The sequence below is a fragment of the Pandoraea cepalis genome (assembly GCF_902459625.1).
Lineage (GTDB): Bacteria > Pseudomonadota > Gammaproteobacteria > Burkholderiales > Burkholderiaceae > Pandoraea > Pandoraea cepalis.
The window spans coordinates 150,995-174,786 of sequence record NZ_CABPRY010000003.1; the positions used below are offsets into that span (position 1 = coordinate 150,995).

At 64.9% G+C, this 23,792-nt stretch carries 20 protein-coding genes; 15 read left to right on the forward strand and 5 right to left on the reverse strand.

Translation table 11 applies throughout. The features are described 5' to 3' along the window. Positions 1-395 precede the first annotated feature (395 nt). The 6 genes from PCE31107_RS08850 to PCE31107_RS08875 all read left to right on the forward strand — a co-directional run bounded on the left by PCE31107_RS08850 (position 396) and on the right by PCE31107_RS08875 (position 9,223). Positions 396-3,257, forward strand: coding sequence for a 2-oxoglutarate dehydrogenase E1 component (locus tag PCE31107_RS08850; protein ID WP_150607816.1), 2,862 nt, complete (start codon positions 396-398; stop codon positions 3,255-3,257). A 90-nt stretch (positions 3,258-3,347) separates the two neighbouring features. Then, positions 3,348-4,610, forward strand: a complete 1,263-nt coding sequence (gene odhB / locus PCE31107_RS08855) for a 2-oxoglutarate dehydrogenase complex dihydrolipoyllysine-residue succinyltransferase (protein ID WP_130026232.1) — start codon at positions 3,348-3,350, stop codon at positions 4,608-4,610. Positions 4,611-4,707: 97 nt separating this feature from the next. Next, positions 4,708-6,135, forward strand: a complete 1,428-nt coding sequence (gene lpdA, locus PCE31107_RS08860; protein ID WP_150607818.1) for a dihydrolipoyl dehydrogenase — start codon at positions 4,708-4,710, stop codon at positions 6,133-6,135. 94 nt (positions 6,136-6,229) lie between these two features. Next, entirely contained in the window at positions 6,230-7,327 is a 1,098-nt protein-coding gene (gene zapE / locus PCE31107_RS08865) for a cell division protein ZapE (protein ID WP_130026231.1), read from the forward strand. Between the two features lie 586 nt (positions 7,328-7,913). Next, entirely contained in the window at positions 7,914-8,564 is a 651-nt protein-coding gene (locus PCE31107_RS08870; RefSeq protein ID WP_150607820.1) for a DUF2939 domain-containing protein, read from the forward strand. 176 nt (positions 8,565-8,740) lie between these two features. Next, entirely contained in the window at positions 8,741-9,223 is a 483-nt protein-coding gene (locus tag PCE31107_RS08875) for a DUF2147 domain-containing protein (protein ID WP_130026228.1), read from the forward strand. Between the two features lie 467 nt (positions 9,224-9,690). On the opposite strand, the gene PCE31107_RS08880 is transcribed toward PCE31107_RS08875, so the two are convergent. The 5 genes from PCE31107_RS08880 to PCE31107_RS08900 all read right to left on the reverse strand — a co-directional run bounded on the left by PCE31107_RS08880 (position 9,691) and on the right by PCE31107_RS08900 (position 14,781). Beyond that, positions 9,691-10,923: a collagen-like triple helix repeat-containing protein gene (locus PCE31107_RS08880; RefSeq protein WP_150607822.1), complete on the reverse strand. Its 1,233-nt coding sequence runs from the start codon at positions 10,921-10,923 to the stop codon at positions 9,691-9,693. A gap of 40 nt (positions 10,924-10,963) precedes the next feature. Beyond that, positions 10,964-11,695, reverse strand: coding sequence for a MarR family winged helix-turn-helix transcriptional regulator (locus PCE31107_RS08885; protein WP_130026226.1), 732 nt, complete (start codon positions 11,693-11,695; stop codon positions 10,964-10,966). Between the two features lie 67 nt (positions 11,696-11,762). After that, positions 11,763-12,926, reverse strand: coding sequence for a collagen-like triple helix repeat-containing protein (locus PCE31107_RS08890; protein ID WP_150607824.1), 1,164 nt, complete (start codon positions 12,924-12,926; stop codon positions 11,763-11,765). A 39-nt stretch (positions 12,927-12,965) separates the two neighbouring features. Next, positions 12,966-14,432 (reverse strand): collagen-like triple helix repeat-containing protein, encoded by a 1,467-nt coding sequence (locus tag PCE31107_RS08895; RefSeq protein ID WP_150607826.1) that lies wholly within the window; start codon positions 14,430-14,432, stop codon positions 12,966-12,968. 28 nt (positions 14,433-14,460) lie between these two features. Then, on the reverse strand, positions 14,461-14,781 hold the full coding sequence (locus PCE31107_RS08900; RefSeq protein WP_150607828.1) for a hypothetical protein: 321 nt from the start codon (positions 14,779-14,781) through the stop codon (positions 14,461-14,463). Positions 14,782-15,705: 924 nt separating this feature from the next. On the opposite strand from PCE31107_RS08900, the gene PCE31107_RS08905 reads away from it, so the two are divergent. The 9 genes from PCE31107_RS08905 to PCE31107_RS08945 all read left to right on the forward strand — a co-directional run bounded on the left by PCE31107_RS08905 (position 15,706) and on the right by PCE31107_RS08945 (position 23,792). Further along, positions 15,706-15,891 (forward strand): Flp family type IVb pilin, encoded by a 186-nt coding sequence (locus PCE31107_RS08905; RefSeq protein ID WP_150607829.1) that lies wholly within the window; start codon positions 15,706-15,708, stop codon positions 15,889-15,891. A 145-nt stretch (positions 15,892-16,036) separates the two neighbouring features. Further along, entirely contained in the window at positions 16,037-16,237 is a 201-nt protein-coding gene (locus PCE31107_RS08910; protein ID WP_150607831.1) for a Flp family type IVb pilin, read from the forward strand. A 13-nt stretch (positions 16,238-16,250) separates the two neighbouring features. Further along, positions 16,251-16,730 carry a prepilin peptidase gene (locus PCE31107_RS08915; RefSeq protein WP_150607833.1) on the forward strand — a complete coding sequence of 160 codons (480 nt, stop codon included), beginning with the start codon at positions 16,251-16,253 and terminating at the stop codon, positions 16,728-16,730. A gap of 230 nt (positions 16,731-16,960) precedes the next feature. Then, positions 16,961-17,437 carry a TadE/TadG family type IV pilus assembly protein gene (locus PCE31107_RS08920; protein ID WP_130026221.1) on the forward strand — a complete coding sequence of 159 codons (477 nt, stop codon included), beginning with the start codon at positions 16,961-16,963 and terminating at the stop codon, positions 17,435-17,437. A gap of 155 nt (positions 17,438-17,592) precedes the next feature. Next, positions 17,593-18,615: a Flp pilus assembly protein CpaB gene (gene cpaB, locus PCE31107_RS08925; protein ID WP_150607835.1), complete on the forward strand. Its 1,023-nt coding sequence runs from the start codon at positions 17,593-17,595 to the stop codon at positions 18,613-18,615. A 128-nt stretch (positions 18,616-18,743) separates the two neighbouring features. Beyond that, the gene (locus PCE31107_RS08930; protein WP_150608433.1) at positions 18,744-20,078 is read left to right on the forward strand and encodes a type II and III secretion system protein family protein; all 1,335 of its coding nucleotides are present in this window, start codon (positions 18,744-18,746) and stop codon (positions 20,076-20,078) included. Positions 20,079-20,156: 78 nt separating this feature from the next. Beyond that, positions 20,157-21,497 (forward strand): MinD/ParA family protein, encoded by a 1,341-nt coding sequence (locus PCE31107_RS08935; protein ID WP_017231743.1) that lies wholly within the window; start codon positions 20,157-20,159, stop codon positions 21,495-21,497. A 1-nt stretch (position 21,498) separates the two neighbouring features. Further along, positions 21,499-22,872, forward strand: coding sequence for a TadA family conjugal transfer-associated ATPase (locus PCE31107_RS08940; protein ID WP_130026218.1), 1,374 nt, complete (start codon positions 21,499-21,501; stop codon positions 22,870-22,872). Beyond that, complete coding sequence (locus PCE31107_RS08945) at positions 22,869-23,792, forward strand: type II secretion system F family protein (protein ID WP_130026217.1); 924 nt, start codon at positions 22,869-22,871, stop codon at positions 23,790-23,792. The genes PCE31107_RS08940 and PCE31107_RS08945 overlap by 4 nt, the downstream gene beginning before the upstream one ends.

The following is a 23,792-nucleotide window of genomic DNA, read 5'->3' on the forward strand; positions in this document are numbered from 1 at the left end:
GGGCCGGACCTGGACGGACGCCTTGGCGGGGCATACCCGTCGAGCGCCCCCAGACAGACCGGCAAGGGGATACTCAACACGATATCGGCTGGCTCTTAGAAATTAAAATAATAAAATTTAATTTTTATATATCTAATTCACATATGGACATAAGGCGCAAGCGGGCTGGCGCAGCGCGAACCAGCGACGCATGCTGCGGTTACGCCGCAAGTGCCCGTGCGACGGGTTTCCGGGTCGGTGGGCGCTGGGAAAACGTGCTATGCTCCTCGCCGTGATTTATCAGGTCCTTCCAAGCACCACTTGATTCTCGCAATCCGCTAATCGGTCAGGCCGTGTCGCGGAAGGTTTCGTAACCCGCTATTTCTCGAGACACTCGTAGAAAAGGTGAGCGCAAAATGAGTTTGATGGAACAATTCCAAACGAACTCGTACCTCTTCGGCGGCAATGCCCCCTACGTTGAAGAACTGTACGAATCGTATCTAGACAATCCGGCTTCCGTGCCGGACAACTGGCGCCAGTATTTCGACGCGCTGCAAAACGTTCCCGCTGTTGATGGTTCCAACGCCAACGACGTGGCTCATGCCCCGATCGTGGAGTCGTTCGCCCAGCGCGCCAAGGCCAATGCCTTCGTGCCGCACGCCGGCGCCTCCGACCTGGCCGTGGCCCGCAAGCAGGTGCACGTGCAGTCGCTCGTCGCCGCCTACCGCTTCCTGGGTGCCCGCTGGGCCAACCTGGACCCGCTCAAGCGTCAGGAGCGCCCGGCCATTCCGGAACTGGAACCCGCGTTCTACGACCTGACCGAATCGGACATGGACAGCGTGTACTCGGCCGAGAACACGTACTTCGGTTTCGAACAGGCCAGCCTGCGCGACCTGCTCAAGTCGCTGCGCGACACGTACTGCGGCTCGATCGGCGCCGAGTACATGTACATCAGCGACCCGGTGCAAAAGCGCTGGTGGCAAGAGCGTCTGGAGAAGGTGCGTGCCACGCCCAACTTCACCGCTGAAAAGAAGAAGCACATTCTCGAACGCCTGACCGCCGCTGAAGGCCTCGAGCGTTACCTGCATACCAAGTTCGTCGGCCAGAAGCGCTTCTCGCTCGAAGGCGGCGAATCGTTCATCGTGGCGATGGACGAACTCGTCCACCACGCCGGTGCCAAGGGCGTGCAGGAAATCGTGATCGGCATGGCCCACCGCGGTCGTCTGAACGTGCTGGTCAACACCTTGGGCAAAATGCCGGCGGACCTGTTCGCCGAATTCGAAGGCAAGCACGTCGACGATCTGCCGGCCGGTGACGTGAAATACCACAAGGGCTTCTCGAGCGACGTTTCGACGGGCGGTGGCCCGGTCCACTTGTCGCTGGCGTTCAACCCGTCGCACCTGGAAATCGTGAACCCGGTGGTCGAAGGCTCGGCCAAGGCGCGTATGGACCGTCGTGGCGAAGCCGACGCGGCCAGCGTGCTGCCGGTGCAAGTTCACGGTGACGCCGCATTCGCGGGGCAGGGCGTTGTGATGGAAACGCTGAACCTCGCGCAGACGCGCGGTTACGGCACGCACGGCACGGTGCACATCGTCATCAACAACCAGATCGGTTTCACCACGTCGGATCCGCGTGATGCCCGTTCGACGACGTACTGCTCGGACGTGGTCAAGATGATCGAAGCGCCGGTGCTGCACGTGAATGGCGACGATCCGGAAGCGGTCGTGCTGGCCATGCAACTGGCCCTGGATTTCCGCCAGGAGTTCAAGAAAGACGCCGTCGTGGACATCGTTTGCTACCGCAAGCTGGGCCACAACGAGCAGGACACGCCGGCGGTCACGCAGCCGCTGATGTACAAGAAGATTGCCCAACACCCGGGTACGCGCGCGCTGTACGTCGAGAAGCTCGTCACGCAAGGCGTGATTACGGCCGAAGAAGGCAATGCCTTCGTCGCGGCCTACCGCAAGGCCATGGACGACGGCCACCACACCGTCGATCCGGTGCTCTCGAACTACAAGAGCAAGTACGCGGTCGACTGGGTGCCGTTCCTGAACAAGAAGTGGACCGATGCCGGCGATACGGCCGTGCCGCTGAACGAACTCAAGCGTCTGGCCGAGCGCATCACCACGATCCCGGCGAACTTCAAGGTTCACCCGCTCGTCGAGAAGGTCATCAACGACCGTCGCAAGATGGGCGCGGGCGAGCAGCCGCTCGACTGGGGCATGGGCGAGCATCTGGCCTTCGCCTCGCTGGTCTCGTCGGGCTTCGCTGTGCGCCTGACCGGTCAGGATTCGGGCCGCGGCACGTTCACGCACCGCCACTCGGTGCTGCATGACCAGAACCGCGAGCGTTGGAACGACGGCACCTACGTGCCGCTGCAACACGTGGCCGACGGTCAGGCCACCTTCACGGTGATCGACTCGGTGCTCTCCGAAGAAGCCGTGCTGGGCTTTGAGTACGGTTACTCGACGGCCGAGCCGAACACGATGGTGCTGTGGGAAGGCCAGTTCGGCGACTTCGCCAACGGTGCGCAGGTCGTGATCGACCAGTTCATCTCGAGCGGCGAAGTGAAGTGGGGCCGCGTGTCGGGCCTGACGATGCTGCTGCCGCATGGCTACGAAGGCCAGGGTCCGGAGCACTCGTCGGCGCGTATCGAACGCTACCTGCAACTGTGCGCCGACACGAACATGCAAGTGGTCCAGCCGACCACGCCGGCACAGATCTTCCACCTGCTGCGTCGTCAGATGATCCGCCAGCTGCGCAAGCCGCTGATCGTGTTCACGCCGAAGTCGCTGCTGCGCCACAAGGAAGCCGTGAGCGACCTGTCGGAACTCGCCAAGGGCGGATTCCAGACGGTGATCGGCGAAACCGATGCCTCGATCGACGCCAAGAAGGTCAAGCGCGTCGTGGCCTGCTCGGGCCGCCTGTACTACGACCTGATCGCTCGCCGTCGTGAAGACAAGTCGACCGACGTCGCGATCGTGCGTGTGGAACAGCTCTATCCGTTCCCGCACAAGGCGTTCGAGAACGAACTGAAGAAATACGAAAACCTTACCGAAGTGGTGTGGGCCCAGGACGAGCCGCAAAATCAAGGTCCGTGGTTCTACATCGAACACCACCTGATCGAAAGCATGAGCGCCGGTCAGAAGCTGGCTTACGCGGGTCGCGCGGCTTCGGCCTCGCCTGCCGCGGGCTACTACGCCAAGCACTACGAACAGCTCAAGCAGCTGCTCGACACGGCTTTCGGTCGCCTCAAGGGCGCGACCGTGGTGCAGTAACCGGTTAGGTTTTACAGCGGTCGTCCTCCCCCTGGGGACGGCCGCTGCCGTATTTCCGAATTGAACGTTTATCGAATCCAGGATCCAGAAATGGCCATTGTTGAAATCAAAGTCCCCCAATTCTCCGAGTCGGTTTCCGAAGGCACGCTGCTCGACTGGAAGAAGAAAGTCGGCGAAGCCATCGCCCAAGATGAAACCGTGATCGAAGTCGAAACCGACAAGGTCGTGCTGGAAGTGCCGGCGCCCGCCGCCGGCGTGCTCGTTGAAGTGAGCGCCGCCGCCGGCGACACCGTGACGTCCGAGCAAATCATCGCGAAGATCGACACGGACGCCAAGGCAGGCGCCGCCGCACCGGTCGCTGCCAAGCCGGCAGAAGCCGCCGCGCCGGCCGCTGTTGCTTCGGCCGCAGCGCCCGCCGCCGGTGGCGCATCGGGTGGCATCGCCAGCCCGGCCGCTGCCAAGGTGCTGGCTGAAAAGAACCTGTCGACCACGGACGTGGCCGGCTCGGGCCGCGACGGACGCGTGACCAAGGGCGACGCCCTGGCCGCTGGCGCCAAGCCGGCTGCCGCCGCACCGTCGATCCCGGCACCGGCCCAACGCGCCGCGCTGCCGTCGGTAGCCGCTTCGGTGGGCCGCGACACGTCGCTCGAAGGCCGTCCGGAACAGCGCGTGCCGATGTCGCGCCTGCGCGCCCGTATCGCCGAGCGCCTGCTGCAATCGCAACAGACCAACGCCATTCTGACCACGTTCAACGAGGTCAACATGAAGCCGGTGATGGATCTGCGCAACAAGTACAAGGACAAGTTCGAGAAGGAGCACGGCGTGAAGCTGGGCTTCATGTCGTTCTTCGTCAAGGCCGCGGTCCACGCGCTCAAGAAGTACCCGGCCGTGAACGCCTCGATCGACGGTAACGACATCGTCTACCACGGCTACTTCGACATCGGTATCGCGGTCGGTTCGCCGCGTGGCCTGGTGGTGCCGATTCTGCGCAATGCCGACCAGCTCAGCCTGGCCGACATCGAGAAGAAGATCGCCGAATACGGCAAGAAGGCGGCCGACGGCAAGCTGTCGATCGAAGAAATGACGGGCGGTACGTTCTCGATCTCGAACGGCGGCGTGTTCGGCTCGATGCTGTCGACCCCGATCATCAACCCGCCGCAGTCGGCCATTCTGGGCGTGCACGCCACGAAGGACCGCGCGGTCGTGGAGAACGGCGAGATCGTCATCCGCCCGATGAACTACCTGGCCATGAGCTACGACCACCGTATCATCGACGGTCGCGAAGCCGTGCTGAGCCTCGTCGCCATGAAGGAAGCGCTGGAAGATCCGGCGCGCCTGCTGCTCGACCTGTAAGCGATAGCGCGCATTGCGCGGCGCTGCCGGGCCATCTTCGCATGGCCGGCGCGCCGCGCCTCCCCCTGCCGTCTACCTTCAGTGAGTCACAATCAAAATGGCAAAAGAATTTGATGTAGTCGTAATCGGCGCCGGCCCCGGTGGTTATATTGCCGCCATCCGCGCCGCCCAACTCGGTTTCTCGGTCGCTTGCGTCGAGAAATGGACCAACCTGGCCGGCAAGATGGTGCTCGGCGGGACCTGCCTGAACGTCGGATGCATTCCGTCGAAGGCGCTGCTCGCCTCGTCGGAAGAGTTCGAGAAGATCGGTCATCACCTGGCCGATCACGGTATCACCACGTCGGACGTCAAGATCGACATCGAGAAGATGCTCTCGCGCAAGCAGGGTATCGTCGACAAGATGACGGGCGGTATCGAATATCTGTTCAAGAAGAACAAGATCACGTGGCTCAAGGGTCACGGCACGATCATTGCCAAGAACGACGGCGGCTATCAGATCGATGTGAAGGGTGCCGAGGCCGAGTCCGTCACGGCCAAGAACATCATCATCGCTACCGGTTCGAAGGCGCGTCATCTGCCGGGCATGCCGGTCGACAACAAGCTCATCTCGGATAACGAAGGTGCGCTCTCGTTCGACACCGTGCCGAAGAAGCTGGGCGTGATCGGCGCCGGCGTGATTGGTCTGGAACTGGGTTCGGTATGGCGCCGTCTGGGTGCCGAAGTCACCGTGCTCGAAGCCATGCCGGAATTCCTGGCGGCGGCCGATGCCGGCGTTGCTAAGGAAGCGGCCAAGCAGTTCAAGAAGCAGGGGCTGGACATCAACGTTGGCGTGAAGGTCGGCGAGGTCAAGACCGGCAAGAACAACGTCACGATCAGCTACACGGACAAGGACGGCAACGCCAAGACGCTCGACGTCGATCGTCTGATCGTGTCGGTCGGCCGCGTGCCGAACACCGATGACCTGGGCCTGGGCAACATCGGTCTGGCGACCGACGAGCGCGGCTTCATTCCGGTGGACGACCACTGCCGTACCAAGCTGCCGAACGTGTACGCGATCGGCGACGTGGTGCGTGGCCCGATGCTCGCGCACAAGGCCGAAGACGAAGGCGTGCTGGTGGCGGAAGTCATCGCGGGCCAGAAGCCGCACATCGATTACAACTGCATTCCGTGGGTGATCTACACCTCCCCGGAAATCGCCTGGGTCGGCAAGACCGAGCAGCAATTGAAGGCCGAAGGCCGTGAGTTCAAACCGGGTCAGTTCCCGTTCGCGGCCAACGGCCGTGCGCTGGGCATGGGCTCGTCGGACGGTTTCGTGAAGGTGCTGGCCGATGCCAAGACCGACGAGATCCTCGGCGTGCACGTGATCGGCCTGAACGCTTCGGACCTGATCGCCGAAGCCGTGGTGGCGATGGAATTCAAGGCGGCGTCGGAAGACATCGGCCGTATCTGCCATCCGCACCCGTCGCTGTCGGAAGTGATGCGTGAAGCCGCCCTCGATGTCGAGAAGCGCGCGCTGAACAAGTAAGTCGCTTTACGCTGACAGGTACGACCAAAGGCGAGGCAACTCGCCTTTGTTTTTTCCCCAATTTCCTCTGCCCCCCGGCCGGTCGCCGCACCGCATGAACGTTCGCGAATACTATCAACAGGAACTGGCCGCGCGCGGCTACGAGCCCGATGAGGCGCAGGAGCGCGCCGTCGAGCGTCTGCAACAGTGCTACGACGAATGGGCGGCATACAAGGCCAGGCGTTCGAGCACCCTCAAGAAGTGGCTCGTGCATCCCGATCTGCCCAAGGGCGTGTACCTGTGGGGTGGGGTGGGCCGTGGCAAGAGCTTCCTGATGGACAGCTTCTACTCGGTGGTGCCGCTGCAGCGCAAGACGCGTCTGCATTTCCACGAGTTCATGCGTGAGGTGCATCATCAGTTGCAGGCGCTCAAGGGGCAGCCCGATCCGCTCGACGAATTGGCCAAACGCATCGCGAAACGGTATCGCCTGATCTGCTTCGACGAATTCCACGTCTCCGATGTGGCCGACGCCATGATCCTTCACCGCTTGCTTGCCGAGCTGTTCAAGAACGGGGTGCAGTTCGTGATGACGTCGAACTATCGTCCCGACACGCTGTACCCGGACGGTTTGCATCGTGACCGCGTGCTGCCCGCGATCCGGCTGCTCGAAGAGAAGCTCGACGTGCTCAATGTCGACGCCGGCATCGACTATCGGCGCCGCACGCTGGCGCAGGTGCAGGTCTATCACTATCCGCTTGGCAACGAGGCGAATCGCGCGCTGCGTGCGGCGTTTGCCGAGATCGCCGGCGTTCCCGACGAGAGCCCGCTGCTGCACATCGAGCAGCGCGAGCTGAAGGCCCTGCGTCGCGCGGGCGGCGTGGTGTGGTTCGACTTCCATATGTTGTGCGGGGGCCCACGTTCGCAGAACGACTATCTCGAACTGGCCAATCGCTTCCACACCGTCGTGCTGTCGGACGTGCCGAAGATGACGCCGCGCATGGCCTCGGAGGCGCGCCGCTTCACATGGCTCGTCGACGTCTTCTACGACCACAAGGTCAAGCTGCTGATATCGGCGGAAGTGGCGCCCGAGGAGTTGTACGTGGAGGGCACGCTCGCTAACGAGTTTGCTCGGACGGTATCGCGTCTGGTGGAGATGCAGTCACTGGAATATCTTGAAGCCCCGCGTCGCGTGGTGGATACGTCGCTCACCTGAGCGTTGCGCGCCGCGTGTAGACCGCTCGCGGGTTTGGGCTCAGCGTGAACGCGCGCCGCGATCGCCATGATCGCGCCCACGCGGGGCGGCGGCGGGCGGTGGCGGGGGCGCTTGCCGCTGTTCGCGCAGATGGTTGTAGATGTCGCCGCGCAAGTCGCCCTGCGGCCGTACGGCCTGAGGAGGCGGACGTGATGGTCCAGGCCGTGCGCCGCCGCGCGGGTTGCCGCGTCCGTCGGGACGCTCGGCGCCCTGTGCGAACCAACTTTCGAAAAACCGGCTGTTCGACCTCGGCTGTGCCGTTGCGCTCAGGGCGGTGACGGCCAGCATGACGCAACACGTCATCCGGACAAGTCGGGCGAGCCGCATGGTGCCACCTCCTTGTCGGTTGAACTGCCGCGTACCTTGCGCGCACCGTGCCCCCGCCGGGTGGGCGAGCGCCGGAGCGTGACATATGTTTGCGGCCACGTTTCCAGAGTAAAAGGGCGCGGCGTCGCTTGCTGTAAAGATTTGTAAAGCAATGTAAGCCGACAGGCGAGCGTTGCGATACGTCGACTACCATGCGCAGTTTGATCGACGGAGTTTTTCCATGCGTAAGCTGTCAACGATCGCGATGTCCTTCGGGGCACTGGTTGTCGTGCTGGGTCTGCTCTTCGGCACGCCGTACTACACCTTGTGGCGGGCGCGCGACGCGGCCGATGCGCGCGATGCGACGGCGCTGTCGTCGTACGTCGACTATCCGGCCGTGCGCGAAAGCCTGAAAACGAGTCTTCACGACGAACTCTCGCGTCAGATGGACAAGCAGCGCGGCAACGCCTTCGGGGCCCTTGCCCTCGCGCTGGGTGGGTGGGTGTCGGATCGCGTTGTCGAGGCGTTGCTCACGCCGGAAGCGGTGGCGGCCATGCTGCGGGGGGACAGTACCGGATTGCCGCCGGCGCCTGGAGCACCCGCGCCGCGCGATGCGGTGCCGCAGGCGCAGGGCAGTGCCCCGCCGGCGGCTCCGCCGGCCGCAGCCGACCCCTACGCCGCCAACCCGCCCGAGGCGCGCTCAGGTGACGCGTCGCCGTCGTCGGGCAGCACACCGCCGCGCACCACCACGCGGACCGAGTTTCAGGACTTCAATCATTTCCTTGTCCATGTGTCGCGCAGTGACCGTCCGACGCGCATCGTGACGTTCACGCTGACGCGACGCAATCTCGTGCAGTGGCGTCTGACCGCGATTGCCTTGCCGCCGTTGTAATCGTCGACGGCGGGAGGGTGCTCGGAGCGCGCGGCGATTTCGGCTAGAGGACTTCCTCAGCACGGCGTTACGCCTTTGGCGTAATCTGCAAAGCGACTCGCGCGAGTAGCGGTGCGGTGATGACGGCTATCGTGAGTCCTACGACAATCAATTCCGTATCCGGGAGGATGACAATCATGAAGCAAATTTCGAACGCGACGTCGTGGCGACGTCTGGGTGCGCATGCGCTCGTTGCAGTGGCATTGTTGGGTGGCGTTGCCAAGGCGGCAATCGCGGCCAACGACATGTCGCCGGTCGGCGTATGGAAGACCATCGACGACAATACCGGCAAGCCGAAGGCGCTTGTCACGATCTCGGAAAAGGACGGTGAATACGTGGGCGTCGTCACCAAGGGCCTTGGCGAAAACGACGATCCGGAGCGTGTCTGCACGGCCTGCACTGACGCGCGCAAGGGACAGAAGATGCTGGGCATGCAGATCATTCGCGGCATCCGCAAGGATGGCGAAGTGTATGACGGCGGCAAGATCCTCGATCCGGAAAACGGCATGGAGTACAGCTGCAAGATCACCGTGATCGACGGCGGCAAGAAACTCGACGTGCGTGGCTACCTCGGGATTTCGCTGCTTGGTCGCACGCAGACCTGGATCCGAGACCAGTAATCGGCGTCGGCTTCGGCTTCGGCGTCGCGTCGGGGGGCGTTGCTACGATCCTTCTGCACCGCCACCGCGCGATAGGCAGGTTCGGCTGGATGCCCGCGGCAAAAAGACCCGGACGAGTACTCGTCCGGGTCTTTTTTCTTGGCGTGCGAGCGCGACGTCAACGCAACACGCAACAACGTCGCAGCGCGGTGGCCGCAACGTGTCATGAGATCGCGCCGACTTCGACGGCCGCGATCACGTTGACAGCCGTCTGTCGGAATGAGCGACCGCTCGACGCCAGACACGGCAAAGCCCGGCCAGTGTCGCTTCACTGGCCGGGTTTGCCGTCGTCATTGGGCCTGCACCCCGCCGACGTTCCCCCCCTCTCGCGATCTTGCGACGCTTCGGTACGTCGCGCTACTCTCCCATCCCCTGTCTCGTCACTGTCCCGCTTCCGTCTGGCTTGCGTCTGGCTTGCGTCCCGCAATTTATTTGGCCACGCCGCCCAGCAGTCCCGTCACCGGCGCGAGCAGGCCGCTTGCGCCGCCCGTGCCGCTGGTGCTACCCGAACCGACGCTGGCCAGCGTCGCAAGTGGCGCAGTGACGGTGTTCAGCAGCGTCGTCACGGGGGCCAGCGCGGTGCCCGCACCGCCGCTGGCGCCCGAGGGACTCGTCACACCGCCCAACAGGCCCGTTACGGCCCCCAATGGATTGCTGCCGGATGCGCCTGTCGCACTCGACAGCCCGCCGAGCAAACCGGTGAGCGCGCCCAGCGGATTGTTGCCGCTCGCCGTGGTCGGCGTCACCGTGGTGTTCCCCACGTTGGCGAGCACGTTGCCGAGCGCATTCGGTTGCGTCGTGCTGGTGGTCCCCGAGAGCAGGCCGCCCGCACTCGCGACGGTGTTGCCCAGCGCCATGAGCGGATTGCCAAGGCTTGCGACAACGGCGTTTGGTGCGGCCGCCTTGACCTGCGCGCCGGTCGAATTCAATGCGCCGCCCAGTGTGCCGAGCAGACCGGCCGCCGGAGTGCCCAGGCCGGTGGTGTTGCCGAGCGTCTGCGTTGTCGTCGTGAGCGTATTGGTGATCGGCGTGATGGCCGACGAGAGGGCCGTCGTCGCTTGAACGACAGGGGCGCTCGTCAATGCCTGAGTGAGTGCCGAACCGCCTTGCACGCCTCCCTGGCCGACGGTCGCGACGGTGGTGCCCAGCACGCCCGTGAGCGTGTCGATCGGTGTGTTCGCCAGCGGGCCGCTCTTGCCGATGCCGGCAATGCCGCTGCCGAGCGATACGCCGGCATTGCCGAGATCGGACACGACACTGCCCGTGCTCGCGAGCGTGGTGCCGACCGGGTTCGTGCCGGACGTGCCGAGCTGGCCCAGTCCGCTGCCCACGCCTTTGCCCAGGTCCGTGACGGCGTTACCCGTTTGCGTGAGCGCGCCGCCGAAACCCTGCGTGGCTTGCGTGGATACACCCGGCACCGTCGTGCCGGCGACCTGATTGCCGAGCGCGCTCACCACCGAGCCGACCGAACTGACGACACCGGCGCTGCTCGTGGTCGGATTCGTGGGGTTGGTCGGCGTGACGGGATTCGTCGGGTCCGACGGGTTGGTCGGCGTGTTCGCTGTGGCGCCGCTGCCGCCGCCTGAACTGGAGCAACCGGTAACACTGACGATGCTCGCCACCAGCACGGCAAGCATCGTGGGACGCAAAAGCTTCGACATGACGTTTCTCCTCGTTGGGGTCGTGGTCGTCGAGGCGCGCTCAGACCTTGGTCGACGCGCTCCGACCATTGGAGACCAGACCGGCGATGTCCTGATCGGCCTCGAAGCGAAGACGGAAGGTTTCGCTCTTCAGGGTGCGGATGCTCTGCACCAGGAAATCGTGAATCGCGGCGAGTTCGCTCTGGTCGTATGCCGCGCTGACCGCCGTGAGTTCGCGCGAGACTGAGGACAGGAACTGTTCGATCTGAGCGCAACGCGCTTCGATGGGGTGGATCATCACCATGCGCCGGTCGTGCGGGTTCTTCTCCCGCTCGACGAAGCCCGCGCGCTCGAGCCGGTCGATGACCGTGGTGATGCCGCCCGAGCTCACGCCCATGAGTTCGGCAAGCTGGCCCGCGGTAATCGATTCGATCTCAAGGATGAGATCGAGCGCGTTCAGGTCGGTGACATTCAGGCCGAGCTGCTCGGCTAGCGCTGCGTGATACAGCGCCGTGTACACGGCGAGCCGGCGTCCGAGCGAGCGGACGATGCCGGCGACGAGATCGTTACGGTTCGTGTGTCGGTCGCTCATGGTGCCGTGCGATGTGTTGAGCGGGGAGGCCGTCGACGTCGCCCCGGAGGCAGCGCCCGAATCGACGCCGTATGTGTTGTGGCGGTGGCCGGCGGCGAACCCGTTGCCGGTGTCGCGCATGGCGACGGGCTCGGAAAGTTGCGGGGCGCAATCGCCATGACCGCGCATCAGAACGCTGGTGTCGGGAATGAAGCGGGCCATGGCATCTCCTTATCGATGAATCACGTGGTGCGCGCGCGATTCGCGCGACGCACCATTGGACGGGCGATTACTTGCCGACACTGGCCACACTGCCGAGCAGGCTGGTGACCGGTGCGAGCAGTCCCGTCAGACCGCCCGTTGCGCCGCCCGAGCTACCGCCGGCCGTGCTCGTCACACCGGAGAGCAGGCTCGTGACCGGGGCCAGCGGGCTGCTGCTGCCACCCGACGTGGCGCCACTCACCCCGCCGAGCAGGCCGGTGACCGGCGCGAGCGGGCTGCTGCCCGAACCGCCGAGACCGCCGAGCAATCCCGTGACCGAACTGAGCGGGTTCGACGAACCGCCTGCGGTCGTCGTGCCCAGGTTGCCCAACAGCGACCCGAACGGATTCGCCGAGCCGGTGGAAGTGCTGCCGTTCAGGAACGTGCCGACGCCGCCCACGGTGTTACCGGTGGCAATCACCGTGTTGCCGAGTGCGGTGACGACCGGGTTCGACGATGTTCCCTGCATGGTCGTGCCGACCGAGGCGACGCCGCCGCCGACCGTCTGCAGCAAACCCTGTACCGGACTGCCCAGGCCCGTGGTCATTCCCACGGTGCGGGTCGTGTCGGACACGACATTGGTGATCGGCGTGATGGCCGACGAGAGCGCCGTGGTGGCCTGAACCACCGGGCCGCCCGTGAAGGCCTGTTTCAGGATCGCACCGCCCGCGATGCCACCTTGGCCGACGGTCGCGACCACGTTGCCAAGTGCCCCGGTCAGCGTATCGACGGGAGTGCCTGCCAGGGGACCGCTCTTGCCGACACCGGCCACGCCGCTGCCCAGCGATACGCCTGCCTGACCGAGGTCGGTCACGACATTGCCGGTGCTCGCAAGCGTGGTGCCGACCGGATCCGACGAGGCGCCGACTTGGCCGAGACCGCTGCTCACGCCGTTGCCGAGATCGGTGACGGCGTTGCCGGTCTGCTTGAGCGCACCGCCGAAGCCCTGCGACGCTTGCGTGGACACGAGCGGGAGCTGGGTGCTGGCCACCTGGTCGCCCAAGGCGCTGACGACGTTGCCGGCGGAACTCACGACGCCGCCGGCGCCGGTGGCGGTCGTGCCGACGGCATTCGGGGTACCCGAGGTGCCGCCCGAAGCGCCGCTCCCGCCGCCGCCGCTGGAGCAGCCGGTCAGGGCGATGAGGCCGATGGCGGCCGAAGCCAGGAGGGTGCGTTGAAGTACGTTGGTCATGATGTCTATCTCCCTAGATCGTTCTGGATGGATGCCTGATTACTTCTTGGCGCCGAGCAAGCCGCCGAGCAGACTGGTCACCGGCGCGAGCGGGCCGCTGCTGCTGCTACCCGAGCCCGTGGCTCCGCCGACCGTGCCTGTTACGGAACTGAGCAGCGCCGTCACCGGGGCCAGGGCACCGCCTGCTGCCGTGCCACCCGTCCCCGTCGAAGCGCCGCCGGTGGCGCTGCCGAGCGCGCCGGTCAGGCCGGAGACGAGGCTGGTGACCGGGGCCAGCGGGTTGCTACCCGAGGCGCCGCCCGTGGCACCGCCGAGCGTGCCAGTCAGGCCAGAGACGAGGCTTGTGACCGGGGCCAGCGGGTTGCTGCCCGAGGCGCCGCCCGTGGCACCGCCAAGCGTGCCGGTCAGGCCAGAGACGAGGCTCGTGACCGGGGCCAGCGGGCCGGCGCCTGCGCCACCACCGAAGCCACCCGTCAGCCCGCCAAGGACCGAGGTGAGCGGGGCGAGCGGGTTGGTGCTCGTCGGGGTACCGTGGACCGTGCCGCCCAGGCTGGCCACTGTGTTACCCACGCCCGCCACGATGCCGCCGACGTCGGTGGCCACCGGATTGTTGAGCTGACCGGCGATCTGCGTGCCGACACCGGCGAGACCGCCGCCGATTTGCGCCAGCAGTCCGGAAACCGGTGTGCCGAGACCTGTCGTGTTACCGACCGTTTGCGTGGCATTGGTCACGACGTTCGTGATCGGCGTGATAGCCGACGAGAGCGATGTGGTCAGTTGCTGCACCGGGCCGCTCGTGATCGTCTGCGTCAAACCGCTGCCGAGGCTTTGGCCTGCCATGCCTACCGACGTTACGACACCGCCAAGCAGCGTAGTCACGCCATTGACCGGCGTATTGGCAAGCGGGCCGGTTTGCCCGAGGCCGGCGACGGCGCTACCCAGTTGCGTGCCGGCCGTGCCGAGGTCGGTGACCGCGCCGCCCACGCTGGCGAGCGTCGGATTGAGCGGATCGCTCACCGAACCCAGTTTGCCGAGACCGTTCGTGAGGCCATTGCCAAGGGTCTGCACGGCGTTGCCGGTCGAGACGGCGGCGCCGGCGAGACCACTTTGCGTTTGCGTGCTGACCAGCGGCAGTTGCGTGCCGGCAAGCGTGGTGCCCAGATCGCTGACGGTCTTGCCGACTTGCGTCACGACTCCCGTGCTCGCGGTGGCGGCCACGGTGCCGATCGGGTTGGTTGCGGCGCTGCTGCCGGTGCCACCGGTCCCGCTGCCGTCTCCACTGCCGCCGCTCCCGCCGCCACTGCCATTGCCGCCGAGGCCCGAACCGTCAGCCACCGTGCCGGCGCCCGTGCCGCCCCCGCCGCCAGTGCCGGCGCTGGTGCCGCTGGTGCCGCTGTCGCCGAGCGACCCGCTGGTGCCGCCTGAGCCGGAACTCGCGCAGCCGGTCATCGTGACGATCGCGAGCAGGCAGGCGGAAGCGAGAAGATGGCGTTGAATGTTTTTCATGATGATGTCCTCTGGTCTGTATCGGTGGTCAGGCGAGCGCGTCTTGCGCCGCCAATCGGCTGTTCATGCGTTGTGCGATGAGTGCGAACAGGAGCGCGTTGACGACCGCGCTATCGGGGCCCGTCATCGCTTGGGCCGAATGCGTGTGGTCGGCGCGAGCGGCGATGGGCGAATCGGTCGGTGTGGCGGTGGCGCGTACGCCACCGCCTTGTGCACCGCCCCTCCCTGGGCTTGCGCCTCTACGATCGTTCTCGGCAGCAGCGCTGCGCTGCGTTGCCGCGATGCGTTGCTGGCCGCCAGACAGGGCGGCGGGGCGCGGCATCGTTTGATTGGTATTGCCAATGATCATGGTGTCCCCCGGTGATCTTCAGCGTTGCGATGCAGGGATATGCGCAAGAGCTGTGCCAATCGCCAAGGCCGGGTTTGAACAAAACTTCTAATTTTTCCGGGGGCGGGCTGAAAAGCCTGTATTTACTTGCGTTTCGGAAAACAAGAATCTTTCGGATCGAGAGATCGACCGTCTTCGGAAGGGGGATAGGGCAGGGTTAACGCCATCGAAAAATGAGCGGTTTTCGTCGAAATGCCGTTCCCGTTACGGGGGTGTTACGGGGGACGTTACGTAACGTCCCCGGCGAGACCGATGTCGGTGTCGTGTAGAAATACGAAGTAAATTGCCAAGCCATGCGATGCTTGAGCGCGCGAGGCGCGCAAAGGCTGGATGCTGGCGTGTCGCGGCGCGGGCGAGCCGAATCTCGTCTCTTGGCGAGGCGTGAGCCGGGGGATGTCGGGAGGCAGGGGTGTTGAACGAAGTGCAACGATAATCAACAGCGACAACACGGGGTGAATCCGTTGAATCAGATGAATCGCTATTTAACGGCGTGCTACAGGTATTGCGCGTGAACGTGTGGCGTGACACCAATCATGGTTTTCCCTCGCGGGCGTTGTATTACCTGGATTTGGAGTATTGTTTGATCCAACGATGTAACGCTTTCTTACATTCTCCAGGGTGATTGGAAGCAAGGCTCTAGTTTTTGTTTGCAGGTTTAAATTAGCATCGAAAAAAAGCGTACGCCGCGACAATAGCGGTATCGACAAGCGTAGAAATATTGGCGTACAACGCAAAAGAGGTTCGCAAGCCTGATGGCGCAACGAATCCGAGGCCGAACTCAAGCATTGATAAGCGATATGGCGCACGTGCGTCGGCGACCGAGAGGCCGTTGATGTCCCGTTGTGTCCGAACGGGCGCTTGGCGCCTTTTTTGTGGGAGCGTGATATGAAACTTGGCAATCGCATTCGACTGTTTGCTCGCGACGAACGTGGGGTCACGGCACTGGAGTACGGCATTCTCGCCGCGATCGTGGCCGTGCTGATCGGTGGCGCGGTTTATACGAACCTGTCAGGGGTATTCACGTCGGTATTTACGAAGATCACGTCGGTCGTGACGAACGTCGGTTCGTGACGTTCCGGCATCGCGACTTGTTTGGCGCCGGCGTGAGTGCGGTGGCACGGGTGTCGAGATTGTGGTTGGCAATATTGGGAAGGACACCATAATTTTCTGGTGTCCTTCAGAGTGGTAGGCGGCAGTATTCGCGAGGACGCGAATCATGCGGGCAAAGCGAGCAGGGGTGGCCGGACGGCAGCGCAGCCTGTCCCGGCAGACAGGAGTCACGGCGCTTGAGTACGGCATTCTGGCCGCCATCGTCGCCCTCTTGGTCGGCGCGACGGTGTTCACCAATTTGACGACCGTGCTCACGAATGTGTTCAGCAACCTCACGTCGGTCGCAACGTCCGCCGTGAACCACTGACGCGAGACGCAACGTGCTCACCTTGCTGTGGCTGTTGTGCCTGCCGATCGTGATCACCGATCTGGTCGCGCGCCGTATCCCGAATGTCTGGCTGTTGGGCGTAGGCGGGCTGGCACTGATCTGGATTGCATGGCGAGCGTGGCATGGCGAGCCTCGGGTCATGTGGGTTCACGGGCTCGGCGCGCTGTTAGGATTGATCGCACTGCTACCTTTCTGGTGGCGCAACGTGATGGCGGCGGGCGATGTCAAGCTTTTCGCGCTGATTGGGCTGGTGGCAGGATATTCAGCGCTGCTGCCGGTTTGGTGCCTGGCCAGCGTGGCGGCTGGGGGGCATGCGCTGGTGTTGTTGACCTTGCGGTTGAAGTGGCTATCGCGATGGTGCGATGGCCTGAGCGCTTCCACCGCCTGGCAACGCGTTCTGCACTGGCGAGCCGGACGCATCGGATTGCCCTATGGGGCCTATCTGGCAGCGGCGGCGCTTGTAGTGCGGTAAGTCGTGTAAGTGCGGTCGTAACAAAGGTTGCATTGAGTCAGGCAGCGGCAGGTCGTGCGCCTTTCCACGACACATGCCACAGGCGACGACACGCGACGACAGGCGATGACGAGTGCGGCGGCAAGCGGCACCGAAATAACGAGAGGCGCGGGCGACGCCGCGCAAATTAGTATGACCAATGCGTCGCCAAACACGGCCACACAGTGCCGTGAGCGACGGGGAGCATCGTCATGAAGCGGTTTGGGGCACGGGCAGGGTCAGGGTTGCGATGCACGCGCTCGCGTGGCGTCGCCGCGCTGGAATTCATGCTCATCCTGATGATCCTGCTGCCCGCGTTCTATGTTGCCGTCGCGTTCTCCATCACCATTCTTGCCCGGCAGATGCTGACGCAGGCCGCCTCCGAGGCTGGCCGCGCCATGCTGCGCGCCGGCACCATGGCGCAGCGCCAGGGATACGCCACGCAGGCGATCAACACCACGTTGACCTGGCCGTCGGCATCGGCGGTGAGCACCGGCTTTACGCCCGACGCGACCTACCCGTGTCCGGCGTCGGGCACCAGCGCCAGTTCGCAATGCATTGTTCACGTCACGTTGACGCTGACCCAGCCGATGACCGTCAACTGGCCGGGGCTGGGGGCGCTCGTGCCGCAAAACATTGTCGGGACGGCCGCGATCACGCTCGACACATCGACGTTGGGCGGCAGCTAAATGAGGAACGCGAGCGTCAAAGGAGCGCGGTGCGCAGGTGCCGCGAACATTCACCCCGAGGGCCCAAATGAGATGTGCGGTTATGCCAGGTTGTCATGCCGCCGGTTCGCCGGCGTCCCGCAAGTTGTGACTGAACGGCCCTCAGGCCCCAAGCCATGAACAAAGCCACCAAGATTCTCGCTGCTGTGTTGGTTGTCGCCGGTGTGTTGCTCGCGCTGTTCGCGCTGCGACTCGGCACGTCCAACGCGCCGGCGCCGGCCGCGACGCCTTCACCGGTAACCCAGACGCTCACGCAGCGCTATCCGGCCGTGGTGGCGGCCAAGGCGCTTGCGCCGGGCCAACCCATTGCAGCGGACGGCGTGAAGCTCGTATCGTTCGATAGCCAGACCGCGGGCGGCTTCGCCAACCCGGCCGACGTCGTGGGGCGCGTGCCCCTTGTCGCCCTCGCGGCCGGCGTGCCCGTGACGCAAAACGCGCTCGCACGCGGCCTCGCCCTGCAGCTCGCGCCGGGCGAGCGGGCCTTGGCCATTCCGGTTTCCGAGACCGTCGGCGTGAGCAACCGCATCCGTCCGGGGGATTACGTCGACGTCTTCTTCACGATGAAAACCAATCGACCGGCAGGACCGTCCGTGGGCTTGGTGGATGACACGCAAGCGCGTCTGCTGGCCTCCCGCGTGCGGGTGCTGAGCTATGGCAACGCATCGCTCGACGATGTGTCACCGCCGCCGGCCACGCCGAGCGTGGCGTCCAGCGTGCAAGCCGCCACGGCGACCGCCCCGGCGCCTGCGCAACCGGCCATCAATGCGCAGGCGCCCATGCCGGCGACGGCCGCGGTCGTGGCCGTGCCGGTGGCCGACGTCAACCGGGTGGTGCTCGGCACGCAGCAGGGCAAGATCACGCTGGCGCTTCGCAACCCGGGGGACGACGCCAAACCCGATCCGTCGCTGTTCCCGGCGCCACCGCCCGTGCTCGCGGGCAAGGCGGGACTCAAGCCGGACGACAAGGCGGCGCTCGAGACGCCCGAGAATCAGGCCTATGCCGGCATTGCCGCGACGGGGCTGGCGGGTGCACCGACGCGCGCGCCGGCGGGGACCCCCCATTTAGCGGGCGCATACGGGAGCGGCGGCGCCACGATCGAAGTCGTTCGCGGCGCGCAGCGAAGCACCGCTGCCTATTGACGCCGCCGACGCTTCGAGGTTCGACCTGAAACGCTACGCCAATTAATCTACACAGTGACCGATACAGCCACGCCATGATGAGAAGCCAGGTTCGCACCGCCAGACGACAGACCCGACGCGTGACGGCCATGCTGTTGTGCTTTGCCGCGCTGCTCGCGTGCGCTGCCACGGTATCGGTGCCTCTGGCCGACGCGGCCGACACCCCCTCGGGCGCCGGATCGCGTTCCCTGACGCTGGGCGTTCACGAGCAACGCGAGCTGCAAGTGCCGGGCGCGCTCGAGCGTGTTGCCGTGGCCGATCCGGCGGTGGCGGACGTCGTCGTGCTCAAGGGGTCGGGCGGACGACGCGGCTCGGTGCTGGTCGTCGGCAAGCAGGCGGGCACCACGCAGATCGCCGCATGGCCGCGTGGCGGCGAACCGGTGCGTTGGGAAGTGCATGTGAAGGGCAGTCTGCAGGGCGCCCTGGGCGATACCGGCACGGCCAGCGTGGATGCGCGTGGCAGCGCGGCGCTCATCAAGGGGCATGCGAATACCGTCATCGAACACAGCGCACTGCAATCGGCGGCGCTCGATGCGGCGGGAAAGGGCGGCGTCATCGTCGATCGCTCAACGGTCGGGGACACCGGGGTCGTGCAGGTCGACGTGAAGATCGTCGAGATCAATCGCAATATTCTCAACCAGCTGGGGGCGCGCTTCGGCGCGTCGAAAAAGACCGGCTCGGGCACCTTCGGCGTGAGTTCAGCGCTTAACTCCGCCTTCGGCGGCGCGGGCGGGACGAGCGCCGTGCCGAACTTCGGTTCGTTCTTCGGCTCGGTGACCCGCGGCGCGTTCAGCATGGCGGCGGAGATCGATCTGCTGCAATCGAACGGTCTCGGCCGGGTGCTTGCGGCGCCGACCCTGGTGGCCTTGTCCGGGCAGAGCGCGAGCTTCCTTGCGGGCGGCGAGATTCCGGTGCCGCAGTCGGGCGGCCTTGGCACCACCACCATCGTCTACAAGCCGTTCGGCGTCGGACTCACGGTCACGCCGACGATTCTTGCACCGAACCGCATTGCGCTGAAGGTGGCGCCCGAGGCGTCGGACATCGACTATACGAATGCCATCGTGACCGACTCGACGCAGATTCCCGCCATCACGACACGTCGTGCGGACACGACCGTCGAGCTGGGTGACGGCGAGAGCTTCGTCATCGGCGGCCTGATTTCGCGCACCACCACCGCCGCCGTCGACAAGGTGCCGCTGCTCGGCGACTTGCCGCTCATCGGCGCATTTTTCCGCAATCTGAAGTACAACAGCGCCGAGAAGGAGCTGGTGATCGTCGTCACGCCCCATCTGGTCAAGCCGGTGGCGAAAGGGGTGGCGATGCCGTTGCCGGGCGATACGCGCGAGCGTCGCCCGGGCCCCGTGTGGGGCGCCTATTTGATGGGTGTAGCAAGCGACAGCGAACTGCCGGGTTTTTCGAAATAACGCCGCTACAGGTACCAAGATGGTACGGAGCGGCGCGCAGGCGAGAGCCCGGGGCACAGGGAAGTCAGGAGTGCATAAATGAACGCACCGACGCGAATACTGGACACCATGACAGAGTTGCATCGCTTCCTCTTTTGCAGCGCGCATGCGGGCCACGGTCAGTGGCTCTCGGCGGCGTTGCGCGACGAGGGCGTGGTGTTGCAGGAGGCGGGCCGTCCGGCGCAATTGCAGCAGCGCATTGGCGATCTCGATCCGCAGGTCGTGCTGCTCGATTTTTCCGGAGAACCGACCGGCCATGCCGACGACGCCGCCGACGGCGGCTTCGCCGGTGCCATCGAACTCGCGCACATGCTCAAGCGCGTGGCGCCCAAATTGCCTCTGGTGGCAGTGGGCTCGATGGTGCGGGCCGATGGCATGAAGGCGGCCATTCGCGCCGGGGTCCACGATTTCATCGATATGCACTCGACGCACGAGGAGGCGCTCGACGTCATTCGCCGGGTGGTCGATCAAACGCCACCGCCCAGTGTCGTCGCGCCTCAACGTCACGGGCGCTTCGTGGTGCTGCTCGGCGCGCGCATCGGTGTGGGGTGCAGCACGCTCGCCGCGCATCTGTCGCAACTCGGGCAGGAGATGGTCGTGGGCGCGCATCCCGACAAGGCGGTCCGCGCGGCGAAGGTGCCGGCGAACAAGGACGATAAGTTCGATGCCTCGCTACTCGGTCATGTGGCGCTGCTCGATCTCGGTTTGCCGTCCGGTGACGGCCTGTTGTATCTCAATACGCAAAGTCAGTTCAGCTTCGCCGAAGCGGTGCAGAATCTGCGTCGCTTCGACGAAACGCTCGTGCATACGGCGGTCTCGCATACGCCAAGCGGCCTCGCGGTGTTGCCGCTGCCACTCGATCTCGGCGACATGCGTAGCGTGGCCGCGGCCGATGCGCTGGCGCTGACCGACCGTCTGCGGGCGTTCTTCGATCTGATCGTGGCCGACCTTGGCGGCTTCTCGAATCCCGCGTTCGTCGCGAGCCTCGTGCGCGCAGCCGACGAGGTCTGGCTGGTCGTCGACCAGAGCGTGGGTGCGATCGTCTCGCTCGCGTCGATGTTGCGCGATCTCGAAGAGAAGAGCGTGGAGCGCCATCACCTGCAGCTCGTGCTCAATCGCTACGACCCGCGTTACGGTATGGCGGCCGATCAGATCGCCAAGCGCTTCGAGATTCCGCTGCTCGCTACACTGCCCGATCGTCCCTTGGCCATGCTCTCGGCCACCAATCAGGGCAAGCTGATTCTCGATACCGCGCGCGGCGATCCGTACGTGCGCGCGTTGCAACCGCTCGTCGAACGACTGATCAGCGCGCAACATGCGGGAGCGGCAGCACAACGTCATTCGTCGGGCTGGCTGGGCCGATTCATGGGAAAGCACTGATATGACCGACTCCATCGAATTTGCCGACGACAAGCGCGCGTTTGCCAATTCACAGCAGTTTCAGGACATCAAGACGGCAGCGCACGAACACCTGCTTGCGCGGATCGAGGAACTCGGTGCGGAATTCGGGCGCTGGAGCCGCAGCGCGATTCAGCAGTTCGTCGATCTGGAGATGGACGGCTTCGTGCGTCTGCGCCGCATCCCGATCAACGAATCGGAGTTGCGCCAGATCTCCGATGCGCTTACGAAAGAGCTGGCCGGCTTCGGACCCATCGAGGATCTGCTCGCGGATCCGGCGGTGGAAGACATTCTGATCAACGGGTACAACGACGTGTATGTCTCGCGCGAGGGCGTGCTCGCGCGTGAAGCGTTGCGCTTTTCGGACAATCAGCATCTGCTGCGCATCGTGCGACGCATTCTTGCCCCCATCGGCCGCCGTCTCGACGAGTCGAACCCGATGGTCGACGCGCGCCTGCCCGACGGCGGGCGCCTGAACGTCGTGATCGAGCCGTTGGCGGTCGACGGGCCGGTGGTCTCGATTCGCAAGTTTCGCAAGGACCCGCTCAAGCCGTCCGACCTGCTCGCGCTCGGTAGCTTCAACGAAGAGATTTACGCGCTGCTCGAGGCGGCAGTGCGCTCACGCTGCAACATTCTTGTCTCCGGCGGGACCAGCTCGGGCAAGACGTCGCTACTCAACGCGCTGGCCAGTTTCATTCCGGCGAACGAGCGCGTGGTGACGGTCGAGGATACGGCCGAACTCTCGCTTAACCACCCGCATGTGGTGCGGCTCGAATCGCGTCAGGGCGGCTTCGACGGCGCGGGCGAAGTATCGATTCGCGATCTGATTCGCAACAGTTTGCGCATGCGTCCCGACCGCATCATCGTGGGCGAAGTGCGCGGGTCCGAAGTGCTGGAAATGATGCAGGCGATGAACACCGGTCACGAAGGCTCGATGGCGACGATCCACGCGAACTCGCCGCGCGAATGCCTCTATCGCCTGGAGATGCTGGCGGGCTTCGCCGGGTTTCAGGGCAGCGAGAGCAGCCTGCGCCGGCAGATCACGAGCGCGCTCGATTTCATCGTGCAGATCGGCCGTCTGTCGAGCGGGCGCCGACGCATTCTGTCGATTACCGAGGTGACCGGGGTGTCGGATACGGTGATTTCGACGCAGGAGCTGTACCGTCACGAATCGGTCGTGGGGCCCGACGGCGAAGAGAAGGATCGTTGGGTCTCGCTCGGCCTTCAGCCGCACTCGCCGAAATTGCAGCGGTTCAGGGAGCAGACGCGCCATGCGGCCGCGGCCGCAGCGCAATCGCAAAGCAACACGCCCCCGGATTCGGGTGGCGGTGGCGGCTTCTTCGGACGCCGTCGATGAATGCCATCGTGCTGTGGGTCATTGGCATCGCCCTGCTGCTGATTGCCGCAGGGTTGGAGCTATGGCGCCGCACGCACCAGCGCGTGAGAGCGCAGGCGACAAGCGCGTTTCTTGAACGGCAGCTCGCCCAGAGCGCGCCGCGGTTCGCGGCGAGCGAGGGCGACGCCGCGCGCGCGCCGCGCCGCAAGTCGTTGCCGTGGGAGTTCTTCTTCGAGCGCGCGGGCGTGCAGACCGATCCCACGTTCTACGCGATGCTGGTCGCGCCCGGCCTGCTGATGGTGATGCTGTTCTGGATGTGGCACGGGCCGCTCTCGGCCATCGTCGTACTGTTGATGTACGCCGTCGGCACGGTGCTGCGCTACTGGTTCAAGGCGGCGCGCCGGCATCGCAACATCGTGCGGCAGTTGCCGATCTTTCTTGACGGCATGGTGCGGATGCTGACCGTCGGCAATAGTCTGCCGGCCGCGTTCCAGACCGCCGCGGGCAATGCCGACATGCCGCTGCGCGAACTGCTCGATCGTGCCGTGCGACAGGTGCAGGCCGGTGTGGATCTCGACGTTGCGCTCAAGCAGATCGCGCGTGTCTATCACGTCGAAGAGATTTATCTGTTCGCGTCGGTGGTCGACCTCTCCACCCGCTTCGGAGGACGCGCCGACCAGATCCTGTCGCGCATGGCGGGCTTCATGCGCGATCGAGAACAGGCGCAAGCGGAACTGTACGCGCTGTCGTCCGAGACACGGCTATCGGCATGGGTGCTGGCCGCGCTCCCGATCATCGTCAGTGCCGTGCTGATGTTGCTCAATCCGAGATTCTTCGAGCCGATGTTCCAGGAGGCGTCCGGTCAGCGGCTGCTCGCGATCGGCCTGGGACTGGAAGTCTTCGGCGGCTTCCTGTTGTACCGGCTCGCCAAGTCGCTGTGA

Excerpts from the sequence above, each read along its gene's own strand:
- PCE31107_RS08850 (WP_150607816.1), top strand. The coding sequence starts at position 396 with ATGAGTTTGATGGAACAATTCCAAACGAACTCGTACCTCTTCGGCGGC.
- odhB (WP_130026232.1), top strand. The coding sequence starts at position 3,348 with ATGGCCATTGTTGAAATCAAAGTCCCCCAATTCTCCGAGTCGGTTTCC.
- lpdA (WP_150607818.1), top strand. The coding sequence starts at position 4,708 with ATGGCAAAAGAATTTGATGTAGTCGTAATCGGCGCCGGCCCCGGTGGT.
- zapE (WP_130026231.1), top strand. The coding sequence starts at position 6,230 with ATGAACGTTCGCGAATACTATCAACAGGAACTGGCCGCGCGCGGCTAC.
- PCE31107_RS08870 (WP_150607820.1), top strand. The coding sequence starts at position 7,914 with ATGCGTAAGCTGTCAACGATCGCGATGTCCTTCGGGGCACTGGTTGTC.
- PCE31107_RS08875 (WP_130026228.1), top strand. The coding sequence starts at position 8,741 with ATGAAGCAAATTTCGAACGCGACGTCGTGGCGACGTCTGGGTGCGCAT.
- PCE31107_RS08880 (WP_150607822.1), bottom strand. The coding sequence starts at position 10,923 with ATGTCGAAGCTTTTGCGTCCCACGATGCTTGCCGTGCTGGTGGCGAGC.
- PCE31107_RS08885 (WP_130026226.1), bottom strand. The coding sequence starts at position 11,695 with ATGGCCCGCTTCATTCCCGACACCAGCGTTCTGATGCGCGGTCATGGC.
- PCE31107_RS08890 (WP_150607824.1), bottom strand. The coding sequence starts at position 12,926 with ATGACCAACGTACTTCAACGCACCCTCCTGGCTTCGGCCGCCATCGGC.
- PCE31107_RS08895 (WP_150607826.1), bottom strand. The coding sequence starts at position 14,432 with ATGAAAAACATTCAACGCCATCTTCTCGCTTCCGCCTGCCTGCTCGCG.
- PCE31107_RS08900 (WP_150607828.1), bottom strand. The coding sequence starts at position 14,781 with ATGATCATTGGCAATACCAATCAAACGATGCCGCGCCCCGCCGCCCTG.
- PCE31107_RS08905 (WP_150607829.1), top strand. The coding sequence starts at position 15,706 with ATGAAACTTGGCAATCGCATTCGACTGTTTGCTCGCGACGAACGTGGG.
- PCE31107_RS08910 (WP_150607831.1), top strand. The coding sequence starts at position 16,037 with ATGCGGGCAAAGCGAGCAGGGGTGGCCGGACGGCAGCGCAGCCTGTCC.
- PCE31107_RS08920 (WP_130026221.1), top strand. The coding sequence starts at position 16,961 with ATGAAGCGGTTTGGGGCACGGGCAGGGTCAGGGTTGCGATGCACGCGC.
- cpaB (WP_150607835.1), top strand. The coding sequence starts at position 17,593 with ATGAACAAAGCCACCAAGATTCTCGCTGCTGTGTTGGTTGTCGCCGGT.
- PCE31107_RS08930 (WP_150608433.1), top strand. The coding sequence starts at position 18,744 with ATGCTGTTGTGCTTTGCCGCGCTGCTCGCGTGCGCTGCCACGGTATCG.
- PCE31107_RS08935 (WP_017231743.1), top strand. The coding sequence starts at position 20,157 with ATGAACGCACCGACGCGAATACTGGACACCATGACAGAGTTGCATCGC.
- PCE31107_RS08940 (WP_130026218.1), top strand. The coding sequence starts at position 21,499 with ATGACCGACTCCATCGAATTTGCCGACGACAAGCGCGCGTTTGCCAAT.
- PCE31107_RS08945 (WP_130026217.1), top strand. The coding sequence starts at position 22,869 with ATGAATGCCATCGTGCTGTGGGTCATTGGCATCGCCCTGCTGCTGATT.